General features: G+C 63.6%; 13 protein-coding genes. 6 read left to right on the forward strand and 7 right to left on the reverse strand.

Annotated features, from left to right (window positions below; genetic code table 11):
- Positions 1–7 precede the first annotated feature (7 nt).
- Both NKK51_RS23180 and pdeM read left to right on the forward strand, forming a co-directional pair.
- Positions 8–2,557, forward strand: a complete 2,550-nt coding sequence (locus tag NKK51_RS23180; protein WP_352554705.1) for a ligase-associated DNA damage response DEXH box helicase — start codon at positions 8–10, stop codon at positions 2,555–2,557.
- On the forward strand, positions 2,554–3,270 hold the full coding sequence (gene pdeM / locus NKK51_RS23185; RefSeq protein WP_352554706.1) for a ligase-associated DNA damage response endonuclease PdeM: 717 nt from the start codon (positions 2,554–2,556) through the stop codon (positions 3,268–3,270). The genes NKK51_RS23180 and pdeM overlap by 4 nt, the downstream gene beginning before the upstream one ends.
- 6 nt (positions 3,271–3,276) lie before the next feature.
- On the opposite strand, the gene NKK51_RS23190 is transcribed toward pdeM, so the two are convergent.
- From NKK51_RS23190 to NKK51_RS23200, 3 genes are read right to left on the reverse strand one after another with little or no spacing between them, the layout of a single operon-like run.
- A complete protein-coding gene (locus tag NKK51_RS23190; RefSeq protein ID WP_352554707.1) occupies positions 3,277–4,212 on the reverse strand; it encodes a dimethyl sulfoxide reductase anchor subunit family protein in 936 nt (311 codons plus the stop codon).
- 3 nt (positions 4,213–4,215) lie between these two features.
- Entirely contained in the window at positions 4,216–4,950 is a 735-nt protein-coding gene (locus tag NKK51_RS23195) for a 4Fe-4S dicluster domain-containing protein (RefSeq protein ID WP_023811364.1), read from the reverse strand.
- A complete protein-coding gene (locus NKK51_RS23200) occupies positions 4,947–7,877 on the reverse strand; it encodes a molybdopterin oxidoreductase family protein (protein WP_352554708.1) in 2,931 nt (976 codons plus the stop codon). Before NKK51_RS23200 ends, NKK51_RS23195 begins: the two co-directional genes overlap by 4 nt.
- Before the next feature lie 278 nt (positions 7,878–8,155).
- Here NKK51_RS23200 and NKK51_RS23205 point away from each other — a divergent pair, with 278 nt between their 5' ends.
- Positions 8,156–9,058, forward strand: coding sequence for a LysR substrate-binding domain-containing protein (locus NKK51_RS23205; RefSeq protein ID WP_352439635.1), 903 nt, complete (start codon positions 8,156–8,158; stop codon positions 9,056–9,058).
- A 144-nt stretch (positions 9,059–9,202) separates the two neighbouring features.
- Here the strand turns inward: NKK51_RS23205 and NKK51_RS23210 are convergent, their stop codons facing one another.
- The 4 genes from NKK51_RS23210 to NKK51_RS23225 all read right to left on the reverse strand — a co-directional run bounded on the left by NKK51_RS23210 (position 9,203) and on the right by NKK51_RS23225 (position 16,678).
- Positions 9,203–10,459 (reverse strand): Hsp70 family protein, encoded by a 1,257-nt coding sequence (locus NKK51_RS23210; RefSeq protein ID WP_352554709.1) that lies wholly within the window; start codon positions 10,457–10,459, stop codon positions 9,203–9,205.
- 269 nt (positions 10,460–10,728) lie between these two features.
- Complete coding sequence (locus NKK51_RS23215) at positions 10,729–11,520, reverse strand: TIGR02186 family protein (protein WP_352554710.1); 792 nt, start codon at positions 11,518–11,520, stop codon at positions 10,729–10,731.
- The gene (locus NKK51_RS23220) at positions 11,520–12,443 is read right to left on the reverse strand and encodes a sulfite exporter TauE/SafE family protein (RefSeq protein ID WP_023811359.1); all 924 of its coding nucleotides are present in this window, start codon (positions 12,441–12,443) and stop codon (positions 11,520–11,522) included. The genes NKK51_RS23215 and NKK51_RS23220 overlap by 1 nt, the downstream gene beginning before the upstream one ends.
- 191 nt (positions 12,444–12,634) lie before the next feature.
- The gene (locus NKK51_RS23225; RefSeq protein WP_352554711.1) at positions 12,635–16,678 is read right to left on the reverse strand and encodes a peptidoglycan-binding protein; all 4,044 of its coding nucleotides are present in this window, start codon (positions 16,676–16,678) and stop codon (positions 12,635–12,637) included.
- Between the two features lie 455 nt (positions 16,679–17,133).
- Between NKK51_RS23225 and NKK51_RS23230 the strand changes: the two genes are divergently transcribed.
- The 3 genes from NKK51_RS23230 (at position 17,134) to NKK51_RS23240 (ending at position 21,001) form a co-directional block, all read left to right on the forward strand.
- Positions 17,134–17,592: a MerR family transcriptional regulator gene (locus tag NKK51_RS23230; protein ID WP_127811260.1), complete on the forward strand. Its 459-nt coding sequence runs from the start codon at positions 17,134–17,136 to the stop codon at positions 17,590–17,592.
- A gap of 306 nt (positions 17,593–17,898) precedes the next feature.
- Complete coding sequence (locus NKK51_RS23235; protein WP_352554712.1) at positions 17,899–19,710, forward strand: acyl-CoA dehydrogenase; 1,812 nt, start codon at positions 17,899–17,901, stop codon at positions 19,708–19,710.
- A 121-nt stretch (positions 19,711–19,831) separates the two neighbouring features.
- On the forward strand, positions 19,832–21,001 hold the full coding sequence (locus tag NKK51_RS23240; protein WP_023811355.1) for an acyl-CoA dehydrogenase family protein: 1,170 nt from the start codon (positions 19,832–19,834) through the stop codon (positions 20,999–21,001).
- Positions 21,002–21,017 lie beyond the last annotated feature (16 nt).

Consider the following 21,017-nt stretch of genomic DNA (forward strand, 5'->3'; position numbering starts at 1 on the left):
CTGGCGGGTGACAGAGCAGCCGCGCCTTGCCGAACAGAATGCCGCCGTGGCCCTGCCCGAACCATTCATCAGATGGTTTGGCGAGAAAGGCTGGTCGCCGCGCGCCCATCAGATCGAACTTCTGGCAAAAGCCCAGGCCGGGCAATCAGTCCTGCTGATTGCGCCGACCGGTGCCGGCAAGACGCTGGCCGGGTTCCTGCCTTCGCTCACCGAACTGGCCAACCGGCCCAAGAGAAAGCCGGGCCAGGCGCGCCGCGGTATCCACACGCTCTACATCTCACCGCTGAAGGCACTGGCCGTTGACATCGAGCGCAATCTCGGCAAGCCGGTGGAGGAAATCGGCCTGCCCGTCACCATCGAGACGCGCACCGGAGATACGCCGGCGCACAAGCGCCAGCGCCAGAAGCTGGTGCCGCCCGATATCCTGCTGACCACGCCCGAGCAACTGGCGCTGCTGATAGCGGCAGGCGATGCAAAACGTTTCTTCGAGGATCTGCGCTACGTCGTGCTCGACGAACTGCACTCGCTGGTGACGTCGAAACGCGGGCATCTGCTGGCGCTCGGTCTGGCGCGGTTGCGCAGCTTTGTCCCCGGTCTGCAGACGATCGGCCTGTCGGCGACTGTGGCCGAACCGGACGAGTTGCGGCGCTGGCTGGTCAGCCAGAATCCGCCCAAGGGTTCGACAGGCCATGACATGGCCGAACTGATCGTCGTCACCGGGGGCGCGAAACCGGAGATTTCCATCCTCGATTCCGAAGAGCGAGTGCCATGGGCGGGACATTCGGCGCGTTACGCCACGCCGGAAATCTATCGCGAGATCAAGCGCCACAAGACGACCCTGCTGTTCGTCAACACGCGCAGCCAGGCGGAGCTGCTGTTCCAGGAATTGTGGCGGGTCAACGAGGATACGTTGCCGATCGCGCTGCATCACGGTTCGCTCGACGTCGCCCAGCGCCGGCGCGTCGAAAAGGCGATGGGAGAAAACGCGCTGCGTGCCATCGTCGCCACCTCGACGCTCGACCTCGGCATCGACTGGGGCGATGTCGATCTGGTCGTGCATGTCGGCGCGCCGAAGGGGGCGAGCCGGCTGGCGCAACGCATCGGCCGCGCCAACCACCGCATGGATGAGCCGTCCAAGGCGATCCTCATCCCGGCCAACCGCTTTGAGGTGCTGGAATGCCGGGCCGCCCTCGATGCCAACTATCTAGGCGCGCAGGACACGCCTCCCTTGATCGATGGCGGGCTCGATGTACTGGCCCAGCATGTGCTCGGTTGCGCCTGCGGCGCGCCGTTCCGTGCCGATGATCTGTTCGAGGAAGTGCGAACGGCAGCACCCTATGTCAGCCTCGACCGGCCGACTTTCGACCGCGTCATCGACTTCGTCGCCACCGGCGGCTATGCGCTCAAGAATTACGAACGCTACGCCCGCATACGCCTGAACAAGGATGGGTTCTGGCGGGTGTCCAATCCTCGTATTGCCCAGCAATACAGGTTGAATGTCGGCACCATCATCGAGGTGCCGGCGCTTAACGTGCGCTATGTGCAAGCAGGCAGCAAGGGCGCGGCTTCGCGTGGCGGCCGGGTTCTCGGCAAGATCGAGGAGGCCTTCCTCGAAACGTTGATGCATGGCGACACCTTCATGTTCGCCGGCAAGGTGCTGCGCTTCGAAGGCATCCGCGAGAATGAATGCTTCGTGTCGAACGCGCCCGGCAGCGATGCCAAGGTGCCTTACTATGGCGGCGGCAAGTTCCCGCTTTCGACCTATCTCGCCGAACAGGTCCGCATCATGCTGGACGACCCGCAGCGATGGAAGAAGCTGCCCGAGCAGGTCGCCGACTGGCTGCGATTCCAGGCCGACAAATCGGTGCTGCCCAAACGCGATGACCTGCTGATCGAGACCTTTCCGCGCGGCAACCGCCACTATCTGGTGGCTTACCCGTTCGAGGGCAGGCTGGCGCACCAGACGCTCGGCATGCTCCTCACCCGCCGTCTCGACAGGGCAGGAGCCAGGCCGCTCGGCTTCGTCGCCACCGATTATGCCTTGGCGATATGGTCACTGGGCGACATGGGCGCGATGTTCAAAGCCAGGAAGCCTTCGCTTGGCGCGCTTTTCGACCAGGACATGCTGGGCGATGACCTCGAAGCTTGGCTGGCCGATAGCTGGCTTCTCAAGCGCACTTTCCGCAATTGTGCACTGATTTCGGGATTGATCGAGAAACGCCACCCCGGCCAGGAAAAGAGCGGCCGCCAGGTCACGGTCTCGACCGACCTGATCTACGATGTGCTGCGCAGCCATGAACCGGACCACATTCTGCTGCAGGCAACACGCGCCGACGCAGCGACCGGTCTGCTCGATGTCAGCAGACTTGCCGACATGCTCTCGCGCATCCAGGGTCGAATCGTGCATAAGGCACTCGAACAGATATCGCCGCTCGCTGTGCCGATCATGCTCGAGATCGGCAAGATGCCGGTCCATGGCGAAGCCGATGAAACGCTTTTGATGGATGCGGCGACATTGGTCGAGGAGGCCATGGGGCCGGGAATGAGTGTGGAATGAATTTTTCGCTGGCGCGCACATCGCTGATCGCCGAGGCCGATCTCGTCGGCATCGCCGGCGAGCGCGCTGTCTGCGACCCGCGCGGCGTGCTCTATTTTCCGGATCTGCGGCTTCTGGCCGTGTCCGATCTGCATCTGGAAAAGGGTTCGTCGCTGGCACGCCGCGGCACGCTGATTCCGCCCTACGACACCGGCGCGACCTTGTTGCGGCTTCAGGCGGTGATATCAGACTACCAGCCGTCGATCGTCATCAGCCTAGGCGACAGCTTTCACGATGGCGGCGGCGCCCAGCGTATGCATGCAAGCTTCCGCGAGCGGCTGGAAGCGCTGATATCAGGCCGGCAATGGTTCTGGGTTGCCGGCAATCATGATCCGGAAGCGCCAGCCGATTTGCCTGGCGAGACGGTGCGTGAACTTGCTATAGGCTCGCTGCTGTTCCGGCATGAACCGTCGAAGCAGCGTGTCGAAGGCGAAATAGCGGGCCATCTGCATCCCTGCGCCCGCATCGTCCAGCAGGGCCGCTCGGTGAGGCGCCGCTGCTTTGCCGGCGACGGCGGCCGCATGATCATGCCGGCCTTCGGCGCCTATACCGGCTCGCTCAACGTGCTCGACCGCGCCTATGCCGGGCTGTTCCGGCTGGACACGCTGATGGCTTATATGCTGGGCGCCCAACGCATCTTTGCCATTTCCGGCTCGATGCTGCGGCCGGGCTAAACAACCTTACCTGCCATAGTAGAGCGTAACCGTGTGCTTCGCCTCGGCGAAGAACAGCCAACGTTCGACCAGCATGCCGGCGAACTGGATTGCAGCAGCAAGTACCGACAGCAACGCTGCCAGCGGCCATGGCAGGGCGAACACAATGGCGAGCAGCCCCAGGGGCAACACGAAGGCCAGAAGCTGGGTGACCTGGCGCAGTCGCGTGCCGTGCTTGCGCGCGATGCGGAAACCCATTTCCTTGAGCAGATAATTTTCCTCGGTATGCGGCCATTCCAGCGACCGCACGGTACCGCCGGCCAACCCGGTCGCGGTGTTGGCGGTGGTCGCGATCTCCAATCGGTCGTTGTAGCGCCAGGTCGCCACTTTCCAGCCCCAGCCGAGCAAAGTAAGCAGCAAGCAAGCCGCCAGAAGCATCTTCGAACCGAAGGCAAAGCCCTGCAGCAGCGCGTTCAGCAGCACGCTGCCGGTCATCGCCGAAAAGATGAGGTAGCCGGGCAGGGTGAAGCGGCTGTGCCATTGGGCGATCGGCTTCAGCGACGCATAGATCATGCCGGTGGTGCAGACGGTGATGATTGCGCCGATGGCGGCCAGAGATCCGGCGATGCCGACCCAGCCATCGGTCTTGCCGAAGAATATCCAACCGATGCCGAACAGTCCCGCCGGAATGAAGGTGATGACCGAGGCAACACCTTCGCGCGACAGCCATGAACTGCGCCATTGCGAGAACGCCCGCCAGGCGCGTTCGGGTCTGCCGAGGTGGCCGGTCGAGGACAACAGTCCGGCTACGATCAGGCCGAGCGCCAGCCCCATGCCGATGAAGCCCAGCCAGAAATCGGGCCGGATGATCTGGAAGCCTCCGAGCACGCCCAGCAGCGCGAGCAGGCCGTAGCCCGCACCGGTGGCGGTGGTGAAGAAGACGACGGAGAAGGCTGGATGCATGGGTCAGTTCGAAAGCATGCGGTCGACCCAGCCGAGGAAACCGCCTTCGGCCCGCACCGGTTCGAGTGCGGGTGCTGCCACCGATGCGGCGCGCGTGGTGTGGGCGCGCGGCGGTAGATATTTGTTGGTTGGGCGATAGCCGAGCTCAGGCATCAGGTCGACGCCGCCACGCTCCGCCACCAGTTGCGAAACCGCCGATAGGGGATCGCCGAGATCGCCGAAATGCCGGGCGCTGGTCGGGCAGGCGGCGACGCAGGCCGGTACGCGGTCCTCTTCGGCCAGATTGTCATTGTAGATGCGGTCGACGCACAGCGTGCACTTCTTCATCACCCCGACGTCCGTATCGAATTCTCGCGCGCCATAGGGACAGGCCCAGCTGCACAATTTGCAGCCGATGCATTTGTCCTCGTCGATCAGCACGATGCCGTCCGAAGCCCGCTTGTAGGAAGCTCCGGTCGGGCAGACAGTGACGCAGGCCGGCGTCTCGCAATGCAGGCAGGAGCGCGGAAAATTGACGGTGCGCCCGCCCATTTCGGTCGTGTGCTCGTAAGCGTGCACGCGGTTGAACCAGACGCCGTCGACATGGCCGCCATAGGGGTCGATGTCGGTCAGCGGCGCCATGTGCCCGCCGGTGTTCCATTCCTTGCAGGCGGTGACACAGGCCTGGCAGCCGACGCAGGTATCGAGGTCGATGACGAGGCCGAGCTTCTTGCCGCTTTGGCTTGGCAGACAGGTCATTCGGTCGCCTCTCTTGCCCGGCGGAATTCAGCGCCGAAAGTCAGTCTGTCGGGTGAGGGTTCGAAATGCGGTGGCTGCTGGAAACGCTGGAACTGCGGCTCGGTGAAGCCGGCTTCCTCAGCCGCGCATTTGACGATGCGCACGCGCAGGTCGAACCATGCCGCCTGGCCGGTGACCGGATCGGAATTCGAATAGCGCTTGCCCTGAGCGTCAGCCGAGGTCTGGTCGCCGATGATATGGTTGAGCAGGAAGCCACGGTTGCTCTCGGCCGCGTCGTCCTTCAGCCCCCAGCTGCCGCGCCGCTTGCCGATGGCGTTCCAGGTCCAGACCGTGCTTTCGTTGACCCCGTCGATCAGCTTGATCTGCCCCTTCACCTTGCCGTTGATGCTTTCGATCCACACCCAGTCGTCGTCGACAAGTCCGAGGCCGGCTGCCGTCCGGTGATGCACGAACAGCCGGTTCTGGCTGGTGATCTGCCGCAGCCACGCATTCTGCGATCCCCAGGAATGGTACATGTGCATGGGCCTCTGCGTCAGCGCATGCAGCGGATATTTTTCGAGGTCGACGACCGCTTCCTCGAAGGGCATGTACCAAAACGGCAGCGGGTCCATGTAGGTCTCGATGCGCTGGCGGTCACCCTTTGGTGGCAAGACAGGGCCATGCCCACGTGCGGCAAGGCGGAAGCGCTGCAGCGGCTCGGAGTAGAGCTGGAAGACGATCGGCTCCGCCTTCGGGATGAAGCCCATCTGCACCGCGAAGTCGAGATAGGAGCGGTTGGCCATCTTGTAGTAGCGCTGGTCGTCGGCGAAATCATGGTGCCAGAAACCGCCATTGTCGATGTAGCGCTGCAGCTGGTCCGGGTTGGCCTCGCCCCTGCCGGTCGAAGTCCCGTCCTTGCCGCGCCAGCCGGCCAGCGGGCCGATACCGGGCGTGCGCTCATGGTTGGCGATGTAGTCGGCATAATTGCGGTACTGGGCCGCGCCGTCCTCATTGACGAAACCGGGCAGGCCCAGCCGGGCACCGAGTTCGATCAGCACCGACTGGAACGGCCTGACGTCGCGGTCAGGCTCGACGACGGGATGGCGGATCGCGTCGCCCGGTCCGTCGGCATGGCTGATCGGCCGGTCGAGCAGGCTGATGCAGTCGTGTCGCTCGAGATAAGTCGTGTCCGGCAGCACGAGGTCGGCGAACGGCACGGTCTCGGAATAATAGGCATCGGAATAGATGATGAAGGGGATCTTGTAGTTGCCCGCTTCGTCGCTGTCGGTCAGCATGGCAATGGTCTCGACGGTGTTCATCGAGGAATTCCACGCCATGTTCGACATGTACATCATCAGCGTGTCGATCTTGTAGGGATCGCCGGCCCAGGCATTGCGGATAACCGTGTGCATCAGGCCGTGCGCGGCCAGCGGCGCGTCCCAGGAATAAGCCTTGTCGATACGAAGCGGTGTGCCGGCCTCATCAACCAGCAAATCGTCCGGCCCACAGACGAAACCGAGTGGCATGCCGTCAAGCGGCGTCATCGGCTTGACGGTCTTGCCGGCTGGCTTGGGACCGGGCGGAGCGGAGCGGGGGTAGGGCGGCTTGAAACGGAAGCCGCCGGGAACATCCACCGTGCCCAGCAACACCTGGAGGAGATGGATGGCGCGGCAGGTGTGAAAGCCGTTCGAATGGGCCGAGATGCCGCGCATGGCGTGCATCGAAACAGGCCGCCCCTTGATCGTCTCGTGCCGGCGCCCGGCCCAATCGATCCACGCGATCGGCAGTTCGATCGTCTGTTCGAAGGCGACATGCGCAAGTTCGGCGGCGATCCTGCGGATCGTATCGGCGGCAATGCCGCAGCGCTCGGCGACCGCGTCCGGCGCATAGCTCTCATCGAGGTAGCGGTCGGCGATGAGCTGGAACACCGAGACGCAGTGGCGCCCGCCGATCGTGAAGCTGCCCGTCAGTGCCGGTTTCGCACTGGCATCGGTGGCGCCGACAGGCGTCTTCGCAACCCTGTCCCACGCCAGGGGATTGCCGTCGGCGTCGCGCACGAACAGCCCGTCATCGGAGGCACCCGGCTCCTGCACGACGAGAACATGGGCATTGGTGTAGCGCAGCAGGTAATCGAGATCGACGCGGCCCGCCTTGAGCAATTCGTGGATGAGGGCGAACACGAACAGCCCATCGGTGCCGGGCCGAATGCCGATCCAGTCGTCTGCGATGGCATTGTAGCCGGTGCGGCACGGATTGATCGAGACGACCTTGGCGCCGCGCGCCTTGAGTTTGCCGAGGCCGATCTTGATCGGGTTGGAATCGTGATCCTCGGCGACGCCGAACAGCATGAAATACCGGGTGTTGTCCCAGTCGGGCTCGCCGAACTCCCAGAACGAACCGCCGATCGTGTAGAGACCGCCGGCCGCCATGTTGACCGAGCAGAAGCCGCCATGGGCGGCAAAGTTCGGCGTGCCGAACTGGCTCGCCCACCAGCCGGTCAGCGACTGCGACTGGTCGCGGCCGGTGAAGAAGGCCAGTTTCCTGGGGTCGGTCCGGCGGATGGCCGAGAGCCGTTCGGTGGCGATCGAAAACGCCTCTTCCCACTCGATCTCGCGGAATTCGCCGGAGCCGCGAGGGCCGGTGCGCAGCAATGGCTTCTTCAGCCTTGCCGGGCTGTAGTGCTGCATGATGCCGGAGCTGCCCTTGCCGCAGATCACGCCGCGATTGACCGGGTGGTCCTTGTTGCCGTTGATGTAGCGGACCTTGCCATCCTTGATGTGCACATCGATGCCGCAGCGGCAGGCGCACATGTAGCAGGTCGTCTTGGCGATGCTGTCGGAAACATCAGGCGAGGTGTCGACGCCGTCGCCTTCGTCAGGCGCTCGCGTGTCGGCAAGCGGGCGTTGCGATGGTGCCGAATTCGCGCCGCGCGGCGGTCCCTGCATCATGATCCGGTGGCGCCTGTACGGCCCATGGATTTGGCCCGCGTCTTCGGTCCGGGGCCGCGCATGTAATGCTCTTCCGGGTGGTAGCGATCGCCGGCCAGCCGCCGTCTTATGCCGCGGGTCCAATGCGCAAGCAGGGATCTGAACCGCCCGACCATTCTATTCTCTGCGATCTCTCGGCGAATTTTTTCTAACTTCACGCAAAAACTTAGAATAAAGATATCGATCCGTCTAATCAGTTGTTCTTGTAAATTCGATCGATATTGGTTCTTAATGCAGACATGACCCTGGACCAGTTGCGGATTTTCGTCGCCGTCGCAGAGCGCGGCCATATGACCAAGGCGGCGGAACTGCTGGGCATTTCGCAGTCGGCCGCATCGGCCGCCATCCGGGCGCTTGAAGAACAGCACGGCGTCCATCTGTTCAACCGCGTCGGCCGCAACATCGAGCTTGCCCAGACCGGCCACCGGTTCCTGCCGGAGGCCAAGGCCGTGCTCGAGCGGGCCGCCGCCGCGCGCAATGTGCTGGAGCATGTCTCACAGACCGTCACCGGCAGCCTCTCGATCGCCGCCAGCCAGACCATCGCCAGCTACTGGCTGCCGCGCCGGCTGGCTTCCTTCCACGAAGCCTATCCGGCCGTCAGGCTGAGCGTCTCCATCGGCAACACCAGGCAGGTCGAGGCCAATGTCCTCGATGGCGCTGCGGATCTCGGCCTGGTCGAAGGCCGCACCGAGTCCGACATACTGCGCCGCACCAAGGTCGACGTCGACAGGCTGATGCTGGTGGTTGCCAGCGCGCATCCGGAGATCCCCGAAGTCGCGCCCGGCCGCCCTGACATCAAGGGTCTGCGCTGGATCATCCGCGAGGGTGGTTCGGGTACGCGCGAGGTGCTGGAGGATCTGGCGCGCCACGAAGGGATTTCGCTCGCCGACCTCCAGATATTCCTGGTGCTGCCGAGTAATGAGGCTATCCGCCAGGCGGTCGAGGCAGGAGCCGGCGCCACCATCATTTCGGAGCTTGTCGTGGCCCGCGCCGTGGCCGAAGGCGGTCTGAGATCGGTGCCGCTCGAACTGCCGAAACGCGACTTCGCCATGATCACTCATCGCGATCGCCAGGCAAGCCTGGCCCAGATGGCGCTCAAGGCACATCTGGGTACGGAGATGAACGGGTCCGCGCCAAGATAGGGTCCGTTGAGATTCAGGTCAGGCCGAGTCGAAAATGGCTGACGCCGAGAACCGGAGCGGAGCGTACTTAAAGTACGTGAGCACCGGAAGCGCAGGTACCAGCCATTTGCAGGCCGGCATCACCTGAATATCAATGGACCCTGATCAGCCGAACTTCCGTTGGGCATCTAGCGCCAGCCCAAGTCCGACCGAGCCGAACATGTCGCCTTCGATGACGGACGCCTGCGGCACCAGCGACAGGATTTCTCGTCTGGCCAGCGGGATCGCGGTCGATCCGCCAGTCAGGAACACCGCGGTGATGTCGGATGGCTTCACCTGGGCGTCACGGATGGTCTGCGCCACCGTTGCTGTGACACGCTCGATATCCCTGGCGATCGTGGCATCCAGCCCGTTGCGCGTGATTTCGGCGGCGAACTCCGCACCCGGCAGCTTCACCACGACATCTGCGGACGATCTGTCGGTCAGCTGTATCTTGGCCTTCTCGACGAGTGCCGCCAGCGCGTGTCCATAGCGGTGTTCGACGATGTGGATGAAACGGCCGACCAGGTCGGCGCGCTCGGCCTCGTAGCGGATCTGGCGCAGATGCGTCATCGCCCTGGCGGTGTAGACCAGATTGATGCGCTGCCATGTCGCCAGATCGATGAAGTAGCTTGCCGGCAGATTGCGCTTGCCGTCCTTGGTTGGCGTCAAATAGCCGAGCTGCGGCATCACATGGGCGATGCTCAGCTGCCGATCGAAATCCGTGCCGCCGATGTGGACGCCCCGGCTGGCCAGGATGTCGTCCTTGCGGTCGAGCGACCGGGAGCGCTGCGGTGAAACGCGCACGATCGAGAAGTCCGACGTGCCGCCGCCCATATCGATTATCAGCGCCAGTTCCTCGCGCGTCACCTTCTGCTCGTAGTCGAGCGCCGCCGCGATCGGCTCGAACTGGAAAGCGATGTGCTTGAAGCCCTGGGCACGCGCGGCGTTCTCGAGTTCGCTTTGCGCCTTCGCGTCGGCCTCGGCATCGTCATCGACGAATTGCACCGGCCGGCCAAGCACGACGGTCTCGACCGTATCGCCGGCATCTGCTTCCAGCCTCTTCTTGAGATGGCCGAGGAACATGCCGACGATCTCCATGAAGCCGATCGACCGCGATTTGATGCGGGTCTTTTCATGGGCCAGCGAACTGCCGAGCACGCTCTTCAGAGAACGCATCAGCCGGCCTTCGACGCTGTCGGTGTAGTTGGCGATGGCGTGGCGGCCAAAGCAGGTGCGGTTGTCCTCGAAGTTGAAGAATACGGCACTGGGTAGCGTCACCTGGCCGTCCTCAAGCACAACGAGCCGCGGCTGCCCGTTGCGGACCACGCCAACGGTGGAGTTCGAAGTCCCGAAGTCGATGCCGCCGAAGGCTGGTCGCATGACAAGTTCCTGTATTTGTCGTCGGCGAGCCGACAGGCGCCGAGAAATCGCGCGCTGCCCGGGGACAGGCTGCTCTGCCGAACCGAATTGTTTGTGTCTGCCATTTGGCTGGGGAGCGCGGTCTACCGCATGCCTCGGCAAAGGGAAACCACTTTTCGGGGAAAGTTCTGAAGTGCGTCGCGTTTGAGCGGATTCACGCGACGCACTTCAGGTCTTGATTCGATGGATGTCGTTCTCCCAAAACCGGGGCCACTTTTGGGCGCCATGCATTAATCTCGCCGGAAGATCAGCCTTCCGAGCCAGCCGGTCAGCATGGCCAGCGAGATCGCGAACACGCCATAGAAGAAGGAATAATTGTGGGCGACACGGAAGATCGACTGTTCGAAACCGGATTTGCGGATTTCGAGCTGGGCCGAGCTTTCCTTGATGAACAGGCCGCTCTTGAACAGGAACGCGCGGGCTTTATGGGTTCCAACTGGCACATTCGGTGCCAGCCTGACGGTGGCGCGGAAAAGGTTCTGCGACAAAAATTGCACGCCGCCGACATTCTCGCTGTAGAGGCCGGTCGCCGACTTGCGCTCCCGCAGTGCCGCCGTGAACTCCTCGATCGTCGCCGGGCTGTCGCCGGCATCGGCGGGCTGCATGTAGAGATTGGAGGCGCCGAGCGACAGCTGCTTGTAGCTGTTGGGTTCGGTGATGTCCTGCAGCGGCCGCGTCGTCGCCACCGAATAGGAGACCGGCACGTTTTCGAAGGTCTCGGAGTCCAGATTGACCCAGACGCCGAGCACCCTGTCCTTGCGACGCACCACCACCGGCTTGGGCGGGCCTTCGAGCACGACGATGACGTCGTAACGGCCCTGGCGCGCGACGAGTGGATCCGGGTTTTCCAGCGAGCCGAAAATGGTCAGGTCGGCCCCGGAAAAGCCGGCGGTGATCGAGACGTTGTCGGTGGAGAGCCCGATCTGGATGCCTTCGGTCAGCGGGACCTGTGCCTTCGCCGGCACGGCGGCCGCAAGCAGCGACAGGACAATAGCGGTTGCGAATGTGTTGCGAGCCCTCATCAGTTGAGGCCCGCGGCAGACAACGAATAGAGGTTGGGCGGGGTGACGAAAAGATCGATCGCCAATCGTATCGCCACCGCCAGCACCAGCAGCGCCAGCAAGGCCCTGAGCTGCTCCCCGCGCAGCCTCTGGCCTGCCTTGGCGCCGTACTGCGCACCGGCAACGCCGCCCGCCATCAGCAGGAAGGCCAGCACGACATCGACCGTCTGGTTGGTGGTGGCGTGGACCAGCGTCGTATAGGCGGAGGTGAAGATGATCTGGAACAGCGAGGTGCCGATGACGACGTTGGTCGGCACTTTCAGCAGATAGATCAGTGCCGGCACCATGATGAAGCCGCCGCCGACGCCCATGATCGACGACAGGAAGCCGATACCGGCGCCAAGGCCAAGTACGGGGATGACGCTGACGAACAGTTTTGACGCCCTGAACCGCATCTTCAGCGGCAAGCGGTGGATCCAGTTGTGCTGGCCGGATTTCTTCAGCACCGGCGCCGCACCGCTGCGCGTGGCGCGTAGCGCATTGACGCTTTCGACCAACATCAGCCCGCCGACGGTGCCGAGCAGCACGACGTAGAGCAGCGAGATGAACAGGTCGAGCTGGCCGAGGCGGCGCAGGAAGGCGAAGACGTAGATGCCGCCGGTGGAGCCGACAATGCCGCCGGCCAGCAACACCCCGCCGAGCTTGAAATCGAGCGTACCGCGCTTCATGTGCGAAAGGACGCCGGAGACGGAGGAGGCGATGACCTGGTTGGCGCCGGTGGCGACCGCGATCGCCGGGGGTATGTTGTAGAAGATCAAGAGCGGCGTGATGAGGAAGCCGCCGCCGACGCCGAACATGCCCGACAGGAAACCCACCGCCGCGCCCATGGCCAGCAGGACGAAGATATTGACGGAAATTTCCGCGATCGGGAGATAGATGCCCACCCGTCAGTCTCGATCAGTTCTGCCGTCGGCGAATGCAACCGTTGCGGGCATCTTGGACCGACAAGCCAATTCGTTCTTGCGCCGGAGGTGCTGCGAAGTCAAACTGCGCTACGCCGCCGAAACAAAAAACATCTCAATCAGTTAACAGGCGAATGTGTGGCAGAGGCGTCGTGGAAACGACGCCTCCGCCGTTATTTGCGCGCCAGCAGCGCCTTGACCAGTTTTTCATCGACTTCGCCGGTCGCCGGCATCTTGTTGTCGGTCTGGAAAGCCATGATCGCGGTCTTCGTCTTCTGGCCCATCTTGCCGTCGGCGCCGCCGGCGTCGTAGCCGTTCTTGTTGAGAATGCGCTGGATGTTCTGGACGGCCTTCTTCATGTCGATGCTGGCTGTCGTCTGCGGTGTGCCGTCCTGCCAGGATTCAGGAATGTCGGCCGAATTGGCCGCCGCATCCAACGGCTTGGCCTTCCACAGCTCAGTCGCGGCGCGGGCGCGTTCGAGCTGCTCGGGCCGCAGCGCATTGGCGATCTCGTCACGCTTGGCCGCCGCATCCTTGTCGCCGGTCTTGGCGACAAGCGCGAACCATTTGTAGGATTCCTCGAGGTTCTGTTTCATGCCGACGCCCTTAGCGGCGAGGATGCCGAGGTTGAACTGGCTGTCCTTGACGCCGACATCGGCCGCCGCCTGGAACCAGTGCGCGGCCGATTCATTGTCGGTCACGCCGTCTGCCGCCATGGCGAACAGGACGGCTAGATTGTGCATGCCGCTGGCGTTGCCCTGTGCTGCGGCAAGCTGGTACCAGGTCTTCGCCTTCTTGATGTCGCGCGCGACGCCGACGCCCTTTTCGTAGAAATTTCCGATGCGGTATTCGGCCGGCGCGAAGCCGAGTTCCGCCGATTTCTCGTACCACTTGGCCGCTGCCGCCATGTCTTCCTTGACGCCGCGCGACTCGGCATAGCGCGAGCCGATTTCGAACAGCGCCTTGGCGTCGCCGCCGGCGGCGGCATCACGCAAGGCGGGCGGGCCGGCGTCAGCGGGAATGTCGAACTTTGCCGTCGTCGCCGGCGAAGCGTCCACCGGCGGAACCGCGCCCGTGGTGTCCTTGGCGATGGTCGGCTCTGCCGCCATAGGCTGGATGCCGGTGTCGGTATCGGCAGCTTCCGGGGCGACCGGAACGGTCGAGGGCGGCGCAGCCGGGGCTGTTGTCTCGGACACCGCTGGGTTCGCATCGGCCGATGTGGCCAAGGCGACGGGCGCCGGAACCGGCTCGGCGGTCGGCGCGGCACCCATCGACGGCTCGGCGCCTGACGGCGTGGCAATCATGCTTTGCGCGGCCATGTCGTCCTTGGTTGCCGGTGCGGACGGCTCGGCCTGTCTGACGGCATGGTCCGGCGCGCTTTCCACTGCCGCGGGCTGCGCGTCCGTCTTTGGCTGGCTCGCGGCATCGAGCGAGGCGGTCTGCACCGGCTGCGAGGCGACGATCGGCGCGACATCGTTGCTCGCCACCTGGGCCGGATCAGCGAAGAAGGCCTTGCCCAGTTGCAGAGCGCCCAGCGCCAGCAGGATCGCGGTTGTCCCCATCAGGATTGGCTTGCGCCGTGCCTTGAGCAGGTCGCCGATCCGCAGCGCCTTCACCGGTCCGGTCACCGTCGACTGGCGCTTCAGCGCATCGGCCTCGGCGGCCGCGGCCTGCGCCGCGCGCCGGGCCGCGGCGATGAAATCCGATTTGGCGGCATCGGTGTCGCTGGGCTTGGCCGGCTGGCCGCGCTCGTCACGCACGCGCTTCATGATGGCATTGAGGTCAGGTGCGCCGGAGCCGGGCTCCAGCGGCCGGTTGGCCATTTTCGGATCGAGCGGCTCGTCGAGATCGACGCTCGGGATCGGGGCACTCGGCGCCGAGCCGGCCAGTGGCGGCATGTCCGCCTCCTTCTTGCCCTTGAAGGCGCGAGCCAGGCCACCGAACAACGACTTGCGGCCGCCTGCCTGTTCGCCTTTCTCGGCGATCGTGTCCGAACCGAGCGCGGCCATGGCAGCCGCCGCCGCAGCCTCGGCCGGCGTGCGCGTGCCGATACCAATACCCAGGTCGCCACGCGTACCCAGGTCGCCACGCGCACTCGGCTCGTTGCGCAGGATGGCGGCGGCACGGCCATCGAGATCGGCCATGTCCCCGGTCAATGGCAGGGGCTGATCGATATCCATCGACGGCGCGTCGACAGCCATCTTGGGCCGCCGTGCGCCGCGCCAGTTGCTCGGCTCGGCCGGTGCTGCATCCAGCAATTCACTCATCGCCTCGACCGGCTCGCCGGGTTCGAGCGAACCCAGCCGGTCGACGATCTTGAGCAACGTGTCGTGGATGGCCTCGAACGTTCTCGAATTGCGCTCGTCGGAGCGTCGCGTCAGCGTTTCAAGTGTCTTCAAATCCTGGGCGAGGCCGGAAACCGCGGTCGTATTGGCGCTCGAACCGGCCAGCGATTGCACTGCGTTCTCGGCCGCTTCGCGCGCCGCGCCAAGGATGGAATCGCGGGTTCCTGCGAGCGACTTTTCAATTTCGTTGAGACGCGGGCTGATGTCCTCGAATTCCGGCAGCGGGGTGCTGGGCTTGGAAAGATGAGCGGACAGGCCGGCAACCTGTGCTTCCAGGCTGCGGATCAGCGCCGGATCGATGCCGGCGACCTGTGCGGCCGAGGCGTCCAACCGGCTTGAAATGTCTTCGAGCCGGCTCTCCAGACCGCGGATCGCCGCTTCGCCCGCAGGATCGGGTACACGCGTTTCCATACGCTTGGCGAGCGCCGTAAAGCGGGCATCGATGGCTTCCATGATGCCGGCGCTGTCGACCTGCGGCATGCGCTGGTCGAGCCTGTCGGCAACCTCGTCCAGTCTGCGCTCGAGATCGCGGAACAGCATGTTGCCCTGTTCGATGGCGTCACCCTGGCGGCGTTCCATCATGCTCGACAGCACGTCGAAGCGTTGCTCCAGCCCATGGAAGATGTAGTCGGCGTCAGGCATGGCGGGTGCCTGGTCGATCTTGTCGGCGATGAGTGCGATCTGCTTGGCAAGGCGCTCCATCGCCTGCTCCGGCAGATTGGCGCGGCCGGCGAGTTCGTCGACCCGGCCCGACAGCGTGCTCAACCGGTCCATGGCCGCGTTGCCCGGCCGATCCTGCGCCACTTCCTCGATCTGTCGGGCAAGCGAGTCGATCCGCTTCTCGATGCGCTCGAAAGCCTCGTGGTCGAATGAATTGGCTTGCGCGGCGACCGTGGATGCAACGATGGCGCGGGAAATCTCGTCCAGCCGCTCGTCGATCATGCCAAGCGTGTCGCTGCCGCGATTGTCCTGCTGGCTGGCGAAATGGTCGACAGCGCCGGCAAGCGTGCGCACCTTCTCCTCCAGCGAGCGCAGCGACAACGATTCCGGCAAATTGTTGACGGCATTGCTGATCTGCTCCAGCCGGGCAGTCAGAGCAGACAGGCCCGGGTCGTCCGAGCGCTTGCGCTGGTCGGCGTCGACGCGGTCTTCGAACGCCGTCCAGCGGCGATCGAAATCGTCCCAGCGGCGGTCGACCTTCTGCACGCTCTCTTCGCGTGCCAGCGTTTCGAGTGCGGCTTTGACCTGTTCGAGTTCGAGCCGCAGCATGTTGACGCTTCTGTCGTCGCTCTTCTCGGCCAGGGTCTGGATGGCGCCCGAAAGCCGCTCGAACTCAAGGCCGAGTTCAGCACTGCCCTTGGCCGAAGCACCGGGCCTTGCGCCTGACTGGAAAGCCCGTTCGATGTCCTTGCGCAGCGATTCGAATTCCCGCTGCAGACCCGCGGTCATCTGGTGGCGCAGTTCCTCGCGCATGCCGCGCAATTCGCTGGCGATCTTGCCGACCATGGCAACGCCATCCTCCTGGCCGCGCACGCGATCGATATCGCGGGCAATGGCCTGGTAATTCTGCTCGAAAGCGGCGGCTCCCTGCATTGGGCTCTTCGGACGCGGCGCGGGCTGCGGGTCCTCATACCAGCGCTGCTGGCCGGAGGGCCGGGCGGCGGGATAGCGCGCGTCGGCACCATATTGGCGGGGATCGGGTTGGCGCAGATCTGGTTGGCGGGGATCGGAACGTGCCATCGGATCCTCGCGCGTCCGCTCCAGCCGCTGCTCCAGCGTCTCCAGCGACTGGTTCAACTGCTCGAGCGTGGTCTGCGGCCTGCGCTGCCTGCCGGCATTGAGTGTATCGAGATAGGACCGCTTGCTGTTCATCGGTGCGTCCGTCTTTCAGAATGGCTGGCTCGCGGCCAGTTCCCCCAGGTCCCTATCGGAACGAAGGCGACCGGCGGCGATGCCGCGGCGGAAGACGAGCTTCCCGGGCTCTCGCCCGCGCTCCGAAAAACCGTGAAAAATTCGATACAGGATAAACACGGGTAGCCGACGCGCCCACATTTCCCCCAACGTGGTAAACAACGCGTTAACCAAACTTAAGAAATCGAAAGGATGTCGGTTGCCGGCCTGACGGTGCGGCATAAAGGGCGGCGCGCAGAACGCCCTTGCGTCATCATGCGGCAATCGGTATAGAATTGACGTAAACGTAAAAGGCGCATTGAGCGCATGTTTGCGATTTGTTTGTTGAAACCACGACTGGAAGCAGGCCCCCGCTTCCAGTCAGGCGACGCACGGTCCGAGACCGCGACGCCACCAGACGGGGAAAGCCAGTGACCATGAAGCTTATCTCGGCCGGCGAGACCGCGGCCAATACCAATATATCTGCCGAAGCCGGCGAGGACCTCGTCCGCATCGGCGAGATGGCGAAGAAATATGGAGTGACGCTGCGCACGCTGCGTTTCTACGAAGACAAAGGCCTGCTCAACCCGCAGCGTGACGGGTCGACCCGTCTCTACACGCGCCGCGACAAGGCCCGCCTCAAGCTGATCCTGCTTGGCCGCAAGGTCGGGTTCTCGCTGCGTGACGTCAAGCAGATGATGGATCTCTACGATCCGACCGGTTCAAACACCAAGCAGCTCAAGCTCGCGCTGGACAAGTCGGAAAAGCAGCTTGCCCGCCTGCAGAAGCAAAGGGCGCTGATCGACGACGCCATCAACGAGCTGAGCGGCTCGATGTCGGCGGTGCGCCAGATGCTGAGCGAGCGTTCGGCGCCGCAGGCGAGCGCCGCCAGCTAAAGCAATTCCGTCCGGAGTTGCGCCAGACACCAAGTCGTCCGCTGATTGTCCGAGTTCTGTCGAGCCGCGTGGCCTGCCACGCGGCTTTCGTTGTCCTGGCCCACTCTTATGGCCTTTCGGCGCTGGCTTGCGCAACGTCGCGCCGCTACGCTCATTGCTCCAGTGGGCGGGGAATCTTGTCGCATCGAAAAAATTGACGTTTACGCAAACGTCAATTTTTGCTATCCCACTCCCAATATGGGTCCGCATGCCGCCCTGGCTTGTCTTCGGGGTATTCGGACCGGGTTTGCAGGGTGGAGAAAAAGCATGCCGACATACAGGGCTCCGGTACAGGATACGCTGTTCGTGCTCAACGAGGTTCTGGGTTACCAGCGTTATTCGAACCTTCCCGGATTTGCCGATGCCACGCCCGATGTACTCGAGGCGATCCTCGCCGAAGGCGCCAAGCTCGCCGAAAACGTCATGCATCCGCTGAACCGTGTCGGCGACATGGAAGGCTGTGTGCGTCACGACGATGGCTCGGTGACCACGCCGAAAGGCTTCAAGGAGGCCTTCGACCAGTATCGTGAGGGCGGCTGGATGGGATTGGCCGCACCCGTCGAGTTCGGCGGCCAGGGCCTGCCCTATGCCGTGCACACCGCTGTCGCCGAATATATGGTCTCGGCCAATATGTCCTTGATGATGTATCCGGGCCTGACGCAGGGTGCGATCGCCGCGATCATCACCCACGGCACCGACGAGCAGAAGGCGACATGGTTGCCGAGGATGATCGAGGGTGCCTGGACCGGCACCATGAACTTGACCGAGCCGCATTGCGGCACGGATCTCGGCCTGTTGCGCACCAAGGCGATGCCGAACGGCGATGGCACCTATAAAATTTCAGGCCAGAAGATCTTCATCTCGGCCGGCGAACACGACATGTCGGACAACATCGTCCATCTGGTTCTGGCCCGCATCGAGGGCGCGCCGGAAGGCGTCAAGGGCATCTCGCTGTTCATCGTGCCGAAGCTCAAGCCCGACCCGTCGGGCAATCCGGGCACCAGGAACACCGTCTCCTGCGGCTCGATCGAGGAGAAGATGGGCATCCATGGCAATTCGACGTGCGTCATGAACTATGATGAGGCTGAGGGCACGCTGCTCGGCGAGGCCAATGGCGGCCTGAAGGCGATGTTCACGATGATGAACGAGGCGCGCCTTGGTGTGGGCCTGCAAGGGCTTTCGCTGTCGGAGATCGCTTACCAGAACGCCGTGTCCTACGCCAAGGACCGTTTGCAGGGCCGCTCATTGTCGGGGCCGAAGGCGCCGGACAAGAAGGCCGACCCGATCATCGTCCATCCCGACATCCGCCGCAGCCTGATGACCATGAAAGCCTTCAACGAGGCCGGCCGCGCGCTGGCGCTGTGGACGGCGATCAAGTCCGATGTCGCTCACCGCTCGGGTGACGACAAGGACCGCCAGGCCGCCGACGACTACACCGGCCTGATGACACCGGTGGTCAAGGGCGTGCTCACGGACAAAGGGTTCGACCACGCCGTCATGGCGCAGCAGGTGTTCGGCGGTCACGGCTACATAGAAGAGCATGGCATGAGCCAGTTCGTGCGCGATGCCCGCATCGCCATGATCTATGAAGGCGCCAACGGCATCCAGGCGCTCGACCTCGTCGGCCGCAAGCTCGGCCTGAATGGCGGCCGCGCCGTGCAGGCCTTCTTCAAGGAGGTCGGTGAGTTCTGCGAGGAGAACCGCTCCGACGAGAAAATGGCGCCATTCACCAAGGCGCTGAAGAAAGGTCTTAACGATTTGCAGGCGGCGACCATGTGGCTGGTGCAGAACGGCATGGCCAAGCCCGACAATGCCGGTGCGGCCTCGACCGACTACATGCATCTCTTCGGCCTGGTTGCTCTGGGCTATATGTGGGCGCAGATGGCCAAGGTGGCACTTGGCAAGACGGGCGCCAATGGCGCGCAATCCTCTTATGAAAACAACGTGGCTTTCTACGACAACAAGGTCGTGACGGGGCGCTTCTTCATGGAGCGGATCATGCCGGAGACGTCGGCGCATCTCGCCCGCATTTCGAGCGGCGCCGACACATTGATGGCACTGCCGGCGGAAGCGTTCTAAAGATGATCGGCGTCCCCCTCCCCCTTGGGGGGAGGGTGGCCCGAAGGGCCGGGAGGGGTCGTTGCGGCAGTGCGCCGACTTCAGTTTCGATGATGCATCTCGGGAGGAGTATCATACCAGCATGACCAACCCAGCTGAAATCCTTGGCCTTCCGAAGCCCGCCTGGGCGGCGGACGAGGTCGGCATGCTCTACGACATGGCGCATCGCTTCATGTCGGAGGAGATCGCGCCGCGCTACGACGAGTTCGAGAAGAACGAGATGGTCGATCGCGAAAGCTGGCTGAAGGCAGGTTCCGCCGGCCTGCTCTGCGCCTCGATGCCGGAGGAATATGGCGGCTCCGGCGGCACATTCGCGCATGAGAGCGCTATCATCGAGGCCATCGGCCATGTCGGTGTCGACGGGTTCGGCATCGGCCTGCACAATTCGATCGTCGCCCCTTATATCCTCCACTACGGCTCCGAGGAGCAGAAAAAGAAATGGCTGCCGAAACTGGCGACCGGCGAGCTGATCGGCGCCATCGCCATGACCGAGCCCGGCGCCGGCTCCGACCTGCAGGGCGTCAAGACGCGGGCGCAGAAGGATGGCAACCAGTACAAGATCAACGGTTCCAAGACCTTCATCACCAATGGGCAGCTTGCGAACTTCATCATCGTCGTCACCAAGACCGATCCGGAGAAGGGCGCCAAGGGCACCTCGCTGATCGTCGTCGAGACCGACGAGGTCGAAGGTTTTCAGCGCGGCCGTAACCTCGACAAGATCGGGCTCAAGGCCAACGACACGTCGGAGCTGTTCTTCAACGACATGCGCGTGCCGACCTCCAACCTGCTCGGCCACGAGGAAGGGCAGGGCTTCGTCCAGCTGATGCAGCAACTGCCGCAGGAGCGACTGCAGATCGGCACCGGCGCCATTGCGATGATCGAGCGGGCGCTGGCGCTGACTATTCGTTACGTCAAGGAGCGCAAGGCGTTCGGCAAGGCGATCATCGATTTCCAGAACACCCAGTTCAAGCTGGCCGAACTCAAGACCGAGGCCACCATCGGCCGCGTCTTCTACAATGATTGCGTCACCCGCCACATCGCCGGCGGCCTCGATCCTGTGACCGCGTCGATGGCCAAGTACTGGCTCAGCGACCTGCAGGGAAAAGTCGTCGACGAATGCCTTCAACTGCATGGCGGCTATGGCTACATGAATGAATATCCGATCGCCCGCATGTTCCGCGACGCTCGCGTCCAGCGCATCTACGGCGGCACCAATGAGATCATGAAATTGCTGATCGGCCGCTCTCTCTGAGGGCAACGACCGGCAA

Source organism: Mesorhizobium sp. M0011, from assembly GCF_040324155.1.
GTDB lineage: Bacteria > Pseudomonadota > Alphaproteobacteria > Rhizobiales > Rhizobiaceae > Mesorhizobium.